11 protein-coding genes are annotated in these 9644 nt (G+C 50.2%); all 11 read left to right on the top strand.

Annotated elements, in window-relative coordinates; genetic code table 11:
- The first annotated feature begins 144 nt into the window (after nt 1-144).
- The gene (gene mnmG, locus BZG84_RS13140) at nt 145-2034 is read left to right on the top strand and encodes a tRNA uridine-5-carboxymethylaminomethyl(34) synthesis enzyme MnmG (RefSeq protein ID WP_077479888.1); all 1890 of its coding nucleotides are present in this window, start codon (nt 145-147) and stop codon (nt 2032-2034) included.
- Entirely contained in the window at nt 2035-2661 is a 627-nt protein-coding gene (rsmG, locus tag BZG84_RS13135; protein WP_077479887.1) for a 16S rRNA (guanine(527)-N(7))-methyltransferase RsmG, read from the top strand.
- 13 nt (nt 2662-2674) lie between these two features.
- Nucleotides 2675-3472 carry a ParA family protein gene (locus BZG84_RS13130; protein WP_069590720.1) on the top strand — a complete coding sequence of 266 codons (798 nt, stop codon included), beginning with the start codon at nt 2675-2677 and terminating at the stop codon, nt 3470-3472.
- Between the two features lie 8 nt (nt 3473-3480).
- Nucleotides 3481-4371: a ParB/RepB/Spo0J family partition protein gene (locus BZG84_RS13125; protein WP_069590718.1), complete on the top strand. Its 891-nt coding sequence runs from the start codon at nt 3481-3483 to the stop codon at nt 4369-4371.
- A 180-nt stretch (nt 4372-4551) separates the two neighbouring features.
- Nucleotides 4552-4941 (top strand): F0F1 ATP synthase subunit I, encoded by a 390-nt coding sequence (locus BZG84_RS13120; RefSeq protein WP_069590716.1) that lies wholly within the window; start codon nt 4552-4554, stop codon nt 4939-4941.
- A gap of 8 nt (nt 4942-4949) precedes the next feature.
- Nucleotides 4950-5738, top strand: coding sequence for a F0F1 ATP synthase subunit A (gene atpB, locus BZG84_RS13115; RefSeq protein WP_077479886.1), 789 nt, complete (start codon nt 4950-4952; stop codon nt 5736-5738).
- A 75-nt stretch (nt 5739-5813) separates the two neighbouring features.
- The gene (gene atpE / locus BZG84_RS13110; protein ID WP_025672872.1) at nt 5814-6065 is read left to right on the top strand and encodes a F0F1 ATP synthase subunit C; all 252 of its coding nucleotides are present in this window, start codon (nt 5814-5816) and stop codon (nt 6063-6065) included.
- 52 nt (nt 6066-6117) lie between these two features.
- Nucleotides 6118-6588 (top strand): F0F1 ATP synthase subunit B, encoded by a 471-nt coding sequence (atpF, locus tag BZG84_RS13105; RefSeq protein WP_069590712.1) that lies wholly within the window; start codon nt 6118-6120, stop codon nt 6586-6588.
- Between the two features lie 15 nt (nt 6589-6603).
- Nucleotides 6604-7137: a F0F1 ATP synthase subunit delta gene (gene atpH / locus BZG84_RS13100; RefSeq protein ID WP_069590710.1), complete on the top strand. Its 534-nt coding sequence runs from the start codon at nt 6604-6606 to the stop codon at nt 7135-7137.
- A 16-nt stretch (nt 7138-7153) separates the two neighbouring features.
- Complete coding sequence (gene atpA, locus BZG84_RS13095; protein WP_069590709.1) at nt 7154-8695, top strand: F0F1 ATP synthase subunit alpha; 1542 nt, start codon at nt 7154-7156, stop codon at nt 8693-8695.
- A gap of 46 nt (nt 8696-8741) precedes the next feature.
- Nucleotides 8742-9608 carry a F0F1 ATP synthase subunit gamma gene (atpG, locus tag BZG84_RS13090; protein WP_077663428.1) on the top strand — a complete coding sequence of 289 codons (867 nt, stop codon included), beginning with the start codon at nt 8742-8744 and terminating at the stop codon, nt 9606-9608.
- Nucleotides 9609-9644: the final 36 nt, after the last annotated feature.

The raw sequence follows: 9644 nt of genomic DNA, 5'->3' as shown, positions 1-9644 counted from the left end.
ATATAAAGATCTTATTTATATATAGCTAACGCCCAGAGACGATCTTGATCAAGGTTTGGTTCACTGTTGGCAGAAAAAGCGCTAGAATGTCGCCCCTTTTGCTTAGTTCATGCTCACACACTTACCCAGGTTGAGGCTTTAATCATGTTTTACCAGGATCACTTTGACGTCATCGTTGTTGGTGGTGGCCATGCTGGTACCGAAGCGGCACTTGCCGCAGCACGGATGAACCAAAAAACGCTGTTATTGACCCATAACATTGATACGTTGGGTCAAATGTCGTGCAACCCAGCGATCGGTGGGATCGGGAAAGGACACCTGGTAAAAGAGATCGATGCGTTAGGCGGTGCGATGGCGCAAGCCATTGATAAAGGTGGGATCCAATTTCGAATCCTCAATGCGTCGAAAGGTCCAGCGGTACGCGCGACACGTGCTCAAGCAGACCGTGCACTGTACAAGGCAGCCATTCGTCATACTCTTGAAAACACGCCAAATTTGTCACTGTTCCAACAAGCCGTGGTGGATTTGATCGTCGACCAAGATCGTGTCACTGGCGTCGAGACCGAAATGGGGCTCAAATTCAGTGCCACTACCGTGGTCTTGACCGTGGGAACTTTCCTTGGCGGTAAAATCCATATTGGACTGGATAACTATGCCGGCGGTCGTGCTGGGGATCCACCGTCAAACAAACTCGCGGATCGCTTACGTGCCTTGCCATTTCGGGTGGATCGCCTAAAAACCGGCACTCCCCCGCGGATCGATGCCCGCTCGGTCGATTTTAGTGTGATGCAAACCCAACATGGTGATACTCCATGTCCGGTGTTTTCATTTTTAGGCGATGTGTCTGAGCACCCACAACAAGTTCCGTGCTACATCACCTATACCAATGAAAAAACCCATGATGTGATTCGCGCTAATCTTGATCGCAGCCCGATGTATGCTGGGGTGATTGAAGGTATTGGCCCACGTTATTGCCCGTCGATCGAAGACAAGGTGATGCGTTTTGCGGACAAAGACAAACACCAAATTTTCGTCGAGCCGGAAGGGTTGACCAGCACTGAGCTGTATCCAAATGGGATATCCACCAGCTTGCCGTTTGATGTGCAAATGGGGATCATCCACTCGATCAAAGGGTTCGAGAATGCGCGCGTGATCCGCCCAGGCTATGCGATTGAGTATGACTTCTTCGATCCGCGCGATCTCAAGCACACCCTGGAAACCAAATTTATCCACGGTTTGTTCTTTGCTGGACAAATCAATGGCACCACCGGCTATGAAGAAGCTGCAGCACAAGGGTTGTTGGCCGGTTGTAATGCCGCGTTACAAGCACAAGGCAAAGAAGGATGGAGCCCACGTCGCGATCAAGCTTATATGGGCGTGTTGATTGACGACTTGTCCACCATGGGCACCCAAGAGCCTTACCGGATGTTTACCTCGCGCGCCGAGTACCGTTTGCTGTTGCGTGAAGATAACGCCGATATGCGCTTAACCGAAAAAGGGCGAGAGCTGGGACTAGTAGACGATGTGCGCTGGGCTCGCTTCAACCAAAAAATGGAAAACATGGAGCAAGAGCGTCAGCGTCTGCGTAGTACTTGGATTCATCCTCACTCAGACGATGTCCATGCGCTTAATGCCATGCTAAAAACACCGCTGACGCGTGAAGCAAACGGAGAAGATTTACTCCGTCGCCCAGAGCTACGCTATGAAAATATCGTCTCGTTGCCGACCTTTGGTCCGGCGCATGACGATGTTCAAGCTAGCGAGCAAGTTGAGATCCAAGTGAAATACGCCGGCTATATTGAACGTCAGCAAGACGAGATCGAAAAGTCTCAGCGCCATGAAAATACAGTGATCCCATTTGATCTTGATTACATGCAGATCAAAGGCCTTTCAAACGAAGTACGTGGCAAGCTACAAGACGCGCGTCCGGAAACGATCGGTAAAGCATCGCGTATCTCAGGTGTCACGCCGGCGGCTATTTCGATTTTGCTGGTGCATTTGAAAAAGCACGGCATGCTCAAAAAAGGAGCCTAAATGCAACAGCAACTTCAACAAGGGCTGGCGAAAGCCGGCCTTGCGCTTTCTCCGTCGCAACAACAGCAGCTGCTTGATTATGTAGGCTTGCTCGACAAGTGGAACAAAGCCTATAACTTAACCTCGGTTCGTCGCCCAGAAGACATGGTGGTGAAACATATCCTTGATAGCTTGGTAGTATCACCACACTTGGAAGGTGAACGCTTTATCGATGTCGGGACAGGACCAGGTTTGCCCGGGATCCCTTTGGCCATCGCCAACCCAGATAAACAGTTCACCTTGCTCGACAGCTTAGGTAAGCGGATTCGTTTTATTCGCCAAGTGCTGCACGAGCTTGGCATCGACAATGTCACGCCGGTACAAAGCCGTGTCGAAGCGTTTATCCCTGAAACCGGGTTTGATGGTGTGCTAAGTCGCGCGTTTGCGTCGATGAATGACATGGTGAGTTGGTGCCATCACCTCCCTCATGCGCGGGGGCTGTTTTACGCTTTGAAAGGACAGGTGGACCAACAGGAGCTAGATGCCCTGCCGACTGATTGTTCTGTGACCGATATCAAAGCTTTGAAGGTGCCGGGATTGGAAGGGGCGCGTCATCTAGTAATCTTGAGAGCAAAGATTAACGAGTAGAGGTCATAGGCACGTGGGTAAAGTTATCGCGGTAGCAAACCAAAAAGGCGGTGTGGGTAAAACCACCACGAGTGTCAACTTAGCGGCATCGCTGGCAGCCACTAATCGCAAGGTGCTACTTATCGACCTTGACCCACAAGGGAACGCGACCATGGCCAGTGGTGTGGATAAATACGATGTCCATGCCACCGCCTACGATCTACTGGTTGAAGAAGCCCCGTTTGAACAAGTTGTGGTCAGCGATACGTCCGGTGGCTATGACCTGATTGCGGCGAACGGTGATGTCACTGCCGCAGAAATCAAGCTGATGGAAGTATTTGCCCGTGAAGTGCGCCTACGCACCATGCTTGAGCCTGTGGTTGCACGCTACGATTACATTTTTATCGACTGTCCCCCGTCTTTGAACCTCCTTACCATCAATGCGATGACCGCAGCAAACTCGGTACTCGTCCCCATGCAATGTGAATATTTTGCGTTGGAAGGGCTCACTGCATTGATGGATACCATCAGTAAACTGGCTAGCGTCGTGAACGCCGACCTTCATGTTGAAGGTGTATTGCGCACCATGTACGACCCAAGAAACCGATTAGCGACCGAAGTATCGGATCAGATCAAAAAACACTTCGGTGATAAGGTGTATCGTACTGTGATTCCCCGCAATGTGCGGCTCGCGGAAGCGCCAAGTCATGGCCGACCCGCCATGTACTATGACAAGTTATCCAGTGGTGCCAAAGCCTACCTAGCCCTTGCGGGTGAAATTCTGCGTCGAGAAGAGCAATCACGCGCTTCTGCCGACGCTGTCAATGCCTGAGGAACACAATGAATTCAGCGAAACGCGGTCTTGGAAAGGGCCTGGATGCCTTATTGGCGACCAGTGCACAAGCTCAGTCTCGTTATACATCCGAACCTGAATCCACCGATGCGAGCAATAGTGAATTGCAGCAATTATCCGTATCGGCGTTGGTGCCGGGTCTGTACCAGCCACGCCAAGATATGGCGGAAGAGGCGCTGGAAGAGTTAACCGAATCCATTCGCGCTCAAGGTATTATTCAGCCCCTCGTGGTTCGCCACGCAGAAAACGGGCAGTACGAAATTATTGCTGGCGAACGTCGCTGGCGAGCAGCAAAGCAAGCCGGTTTAGCCAAAGTGCCCTGCTTGGTCCGTGAGATGAGTGACAAAGTCGCCAGTGCGGTGGCGTTGATTGAAAATATCCAACGCGAAAACTTGAACGCGATGGAAGAAGCTCAAGCGCTCGAACGCTTGGTCAATGACTTCTCACTCACCCACCAGCAACTGGCTGAATCGCTCGGTAAATCTCGCACCACCATCAGCAATTTATTGCGCTTGAATGGGTTAGAGTCTGGGGTAAAACAACTGCTGCTTAACAAACAACTCGAGATGGGCCACGCACGTGCCCTGCTGGCGTTGGAAGGAGACGCGCAAATTGATGCGGCACTGACTGCCGTCAACAAAAAAATGACCGTCCGCCAGATAGAGAAACTGGTGAAAAAAATGCTTTCACCGCAAGTTGAAGCGAAAAGGCCAGAATTATCACCTGAAGTAGAGGCACTGCAGCAGCGCCTCGGCGACAAGCTTGGGGTGAAAGTGGCATTAACACAACAGAAAAATGGTAGTGGTAAATTGGTGATCAATTTCGAAGAATCTGACAAGTTAGCGCAAATTCTTGCAATTTTCGACGAAGAAGTGTGACCCGTGCCATTCGCTTTTTGTTACATAAAAGCGCTTACTGTGATCAGGTTACTCTGTTGTAAAATTTTCCCCGCTTTTTTACATCGATGCGATTGCATTAGCTGGGGTGAAACGTATAATTTTCGCTGTTTTCCCAGCACGGCAACAGTGCTAAGTGGAACGGAATCGAGGAACAAATACATGGTATCGACGCTCGCGCGGCCGGGTCGTGTTATCGCGACAAAATTGGTGCTTTTGCAAGCTGGCGTCGTATTAGCAACGGCAAGCGTGATGGCACTCGCTATCAATGTCGACTGGGGAAAATCCGCGCTGATCGGCGGCGGCATCTTTGTGATTGCCAATGCTGCATTTGCGTCGTGTGCTTTCCTTTTTAGTGGGGCAAGAGCTGCAAAATTTGTAGTCGCGTCCTTCTTCAGCGGTGAAGTGTTAAAAATTTCACTGACCGTCGTCCTGTTTGTCCTTGCTTACCTGTATATCGAGGTGGAACTCGTTCCCCTCAAACTGGCCTATTTGCTGGCATTAGGGATTAACATCCTCGCGCCAGTTTTATTCATTAACAACAACAAATAGGATGAGTTATGGCTGCGTCAGGTGATGCGCTTACACCGTCTAGCTACATCACTCACCACCTGACTAATTTGTCAGTGGGTGAAGGATTTTGGGCGGTTCACATTGATAGCCTGTTTTTCTCTGTCCTCATCGGTATCGTCTTCCTAGGCATCTTCCGATCGGTGGCAAAGAAAGCATCGACAGGTGTCCCAGGTAAGTTTCAGTGCTTCGTCGAGATTTTGGTTGAGTTCGTTGATGATAACGTTCGCGAAACCTTCCACGGACGAAATCCACTGATTGCACCTTTGGCCCTGACTATCTTCGTTTGGATATTCCTGATGAATACGATGGACTTAATCCCCATCGATTTTCTACCGTATCCAGCGGAACATTGGTTAGGCATTCCTTACTTGAAAGTAGTGCCAACTGCAGACGTAAATATCACCCTTGCGATGGCGCTGGGCGTGTTCTTCTTGATGATTTTCTACAGCATCAAGATTAAGGGCCTAGGCGGCTTTGCAAAAGAGCTGGCTCTGCACCCGTTCAATCACCCTATCATGATCCCGTTCAACCTCCTGTTGGAAGTCGTCTCGCTGCTGGCGAAACCGATTTCTCTTGGGATGCGTCTGTTCGGTAACATGTTTGCCGGTGAGGTGGTATTTATTCTTATCGCGGCATTGCTGCCGTGGTGGGCGCAATGGCTGGGTTCTGTGCCGTGGGCAATCTTCCACATTCTAGTCATTACAATTCAAGCCTTTGTCTTTATGATGTTGACCATCGTGTATCTCTCGCAGGCACACGAAGACTCAGATCATTGATGACATTTTTTAGTTAGTAAGCAATTTGTTAGTCATTATTGGCGTTTACGCCGACAACGAAAACTGGAGATAGTGATGGAAACTTTATTGAGCTTTTCTGCAATTGCCGTGGGCATCATTGTAGGTCTTGCTTCCCTAGGTACTGCGATTGGTTTCGCCCTGCTGGGTGGTAAATTCCTTGAAGGTGCAGCACGTCAACCTGAGATGGCTCCTATGCTGCAAGTGAAGATGTTCATCATCGCGGGTCTTCTGGACGCCGTACCAATGATCGGTATCGTAATCGCACTGCTGTTCACTTTCGCGAACCCATTTGTAGGTCAACTGTAATCTGGCTAGTAGCTGAACAGACCCTTTAGCTAATGATTAAGGAGGCGCTGTTGTGAATATCAACGCAACTCTGCTAGGCCAGGCAATCGCATTCACAATCTTTGTGTGGTTCTGCATGAAATATGTATGGCCACCATTGATGCAAGCGATTGAGGAGCGTCAGAAGAAAATTGCTGACGGACTCGCGGCGGCAGATCGTGCTGCCAAAGACCTGGATTTGGCCCAGGCAAATGCTTCTGAGCAAATGAAAGAAGCGAAGCGCGCTGCAACTGACATCATCGAGCAGGCGAACAAACGCAAAGCACAAATCCTCGACGAGGCGCGTGCTGAAGCGGCTGCTGAGCGCGACAATATCCTGAATCAGGGTAAAGCCGAGTTGGAAGCAGAGCGTAACCGTGCTCGCGATGAGCTGCGTAAGCAAGTTGCATCGCTCGCTGTTATTGGTGCCGAGAAAATTATTGAGCGTTCTATTGATGAGAATGCCCATAAAGATCTTCTCGATAAAATCACTGCAGAACTGTAATAAGGAGGGGCAGCAATGTCTGAACTGACAACAATCGCTCGCCCCTACGCGAAAGCAGCCTTTGATTTTGCGGTAGAAAAAGGCGAGCTGTCCCAATGGGCAGAAATGCTCGCCTTTACTGCTGAGATCGCCCGTGATGAGCGCGTCCAACATATGCTGGACGCCTCTTATTCCGCTGACAAGTTAGCGGAATTATTTATCGCAGTTGGTGGCGATCAGCTCAACACGTTCGGCCAGAACCTGATTAAGGTAATGGCAGAGAACCAGCGCCTAAAAGCCCTGCCTGAGGTTTGTGAACAGTTCCTGGCCATGCGCCGCGATCTGGAAAAAGAAGCGGAAGTCCAAGTGATTTCAGCGACGGCTCTTTCCGAAGAGCAACAACAAGCCATCAGTGACAAGCTCGCCGCGCGTCTTGAGCGCAAAGTAAAGCTGAACTGTAGTGTAGACGAAGCCCTGGTTGCCGGGGTTGTTATTCGAGCTGGAGACTTGGTCATCGATAACTCAGTAAGCGGCCGTATGCGCCGTCTGAGCGATGCATTGCAGTCTTGATTTGGGGAATTGGAGCATGCAACTTAATTCCACGGAAATAAGCGATCTGATCAAGCAGCGTATCGAGAAATTCGACGTTGTAAGTGAAGCGCGTAACGAAGGTACCATCGTGTCAGTCAGCGACGGTATCATTCGCATCCACGGCCTTGCTGATGCTATGCAAGGTGAAATGATTGAACTGCCTGGCAACCGCTATGCACTTGCATTGAACCTTGAGCGTGACTCAGTGGGTGCGGTTGTGATGGGTCCTTATGCGGACCTGCAAGAAGGCATGAAAGTGACCGGTACAGGTCGCATTCTTGAAGTCCCGACTGGCCCTGAACTTCTGGGTCGCGTTGTGAATACGCTGGGTGAGCCGATCGACGGTAAAGGTCCGATCGAAACCAAAACCACTTCGCCAGTCGAAGTGATTGCCCCTGGTGTTATCGCACGTCAATCGGTCGATCAACCTGTTCAAACCGGCTATAAAGCGGTTGACTCGATGATCCCAATCGGCCGTGGTCAGCGTGAGCTGATCATCGGTGACCGCCAAACCGGTAAAACCGCGCTGGCGATCGATGCCATCATCAACCAGAAAGATTCTGGTATTTACTCTATCTACGTTGCGATCGGCCAAAAAGCGTCGACCATTGCGAACGTAGTGCGCAAACTGGAAGAGCATGACGCACTGAAAAACACCATTGTTGTGGTGGCTTCAGCGTCTGAAGCGGCAGCATTGCAATACCTCGCGCCTTACGCGGGTTGTGCAATGGGTGAGTACTTCCGTGACCGCGGTGAAGATGCCCTGATTGTTTACGATGACCTGTCTAAGCAGGCTGTTGCATATCGTCAGATCTCGCTGCTGCTACGTCGTCCACCAGGCCGTGAAGCTTTCCCAGGTGACGTTTTCTACTTGCACTCACGTCTTCTAGAACGTGCGGCACGTGTTAATGCGCACTATGTTGAGCAGTTCACTAAGGGTGAAGTGAAAGGAAAGACCGGTTCGTTGACCGCACTCCCTATCATTGAAACCCAAGCGGGTGACGTATCTGCATTCGTACCGACCAACGTTATCTCGATCACTGATGGTCAGATCTTCCTGCAAACTGAGCTGTTTAATGCAGGTATCCGTCCAGCGGTTGACCCAGGTATTTCGGTATCGCGTGTTGGTGGTTCTGCGCAAACCAAGATCATGAAAAAACTGTCTGGTGGTATTCGTACCGCGCTTGCACAGTATCGTGAACTTGCGGCGTTCGCTCAGTTCTCTTCCGATCTGGATGACGCTACTAAGAAGCAATTGGACCACGGTCAGAAAGTGACCGAGCTGATGAAGCAGATGCAATATGCACCTATGTCTGTGTTTGAGCAGGCGCTGGTGATTTTCGCTGCGGAAAAAGGCTTCCTAGCAGACGTTGAGTTGAACAAAATCGGTGATTTTGAGCGCTCTCTGCTGGCCTTTGCTAAGAGTCAGTACGCTGACCTAGCGGCTCAGATCGATGAGTCTGGTGCTTATAACGATGAAGTTGAAGCACAGCTGAAAAAGCTGTTGGAAGATTTCAAAGCGACCCAGACTTGGTAAAACGTAGGTGACCACTCAGGTGGTCACCCACTAACGGAGAGTAACTATGGCCGGCGCAAAAGAGATTCGTAATAAGATCGGAAGTGTGAAAAACACACAGAAGATCACTAAAGCGATGGAAATGGTGGCAGCCTCCAAAATGCGTAAAACGCAAGAAGCCATGGAGTCGTCACGTCCATACGCTGTCACTATGCGCAAAGTGATCGGTCATCTTGCACTGGGTAACTTGGAGTACCGCCATCCTTATTTGGAAGAGCGGGAAGCCAAGCGCGTTGGTTACATCATCATTTCTACAGACCGTGGGCTGTGTGGTGGCTTGAACATCAATATGTTCAAAAGCGCTATCAGTGACATGGAAAGCTGGACCCAAAAAGGGGCTGAGATTGATTTAGCCTTAGTGGGCGCTAAAGCGACAGCTTTCTTCAACAGCTACGGCGGTAATGTAGTGGCGCAAGTGTCTGGTCTGGGTGATACCCCAGCACTGGAAGACCTCATCGGTACCGTTGGGGTGATGCTGAAAAAATATGATGAAGGTGAGCTGGACCGCTTGTACTTGGTTTTCAATAAGTTTGAGAACACCATGGTGCAGACCCCAGTGATCGATCAATTGCTGCCTTTGCCAAAGTCAGACGACGAGGAAATGCAGCGCAGCCATGCTTGGGATTATATCTATGAGCCTGAGCCAAAGCCGTTGCTCGATACCCTATTGGTCCGTTATGCGGAATCACAGGTGTATCAAGGTGTGGTTGAGAACCTCGCCAGTGAGCAAGCGGCACGTATGGTGGCGATGAAAGCTGCGACTGATAATGCAGGGAATCTGATTGATGATCTGCAATTGGTCTACAACAAAGCCCGTCAGGCTGCGATCACCCAAGAGCTGTCAGAAATTGTTTCTGGCGCAAGCGCGGTGTAAAGGCAAGGGTTAACGAACTAGTTTAGAGGAATAACG

Origin of the sequence: Salinivibrio sp. PR932 (assembly GCF_001996125.1) — a bacterium.
Lineage (GTDB): Bacteria > Pseudomonadota > Gammaproteobacteria > Enterobacterales > Vibrionaceae > Salinivibrio > Salinivibrio proteolyticus.
This window is presented reverse-complemented; position numbering and strand designations above follow the sequence as displayed.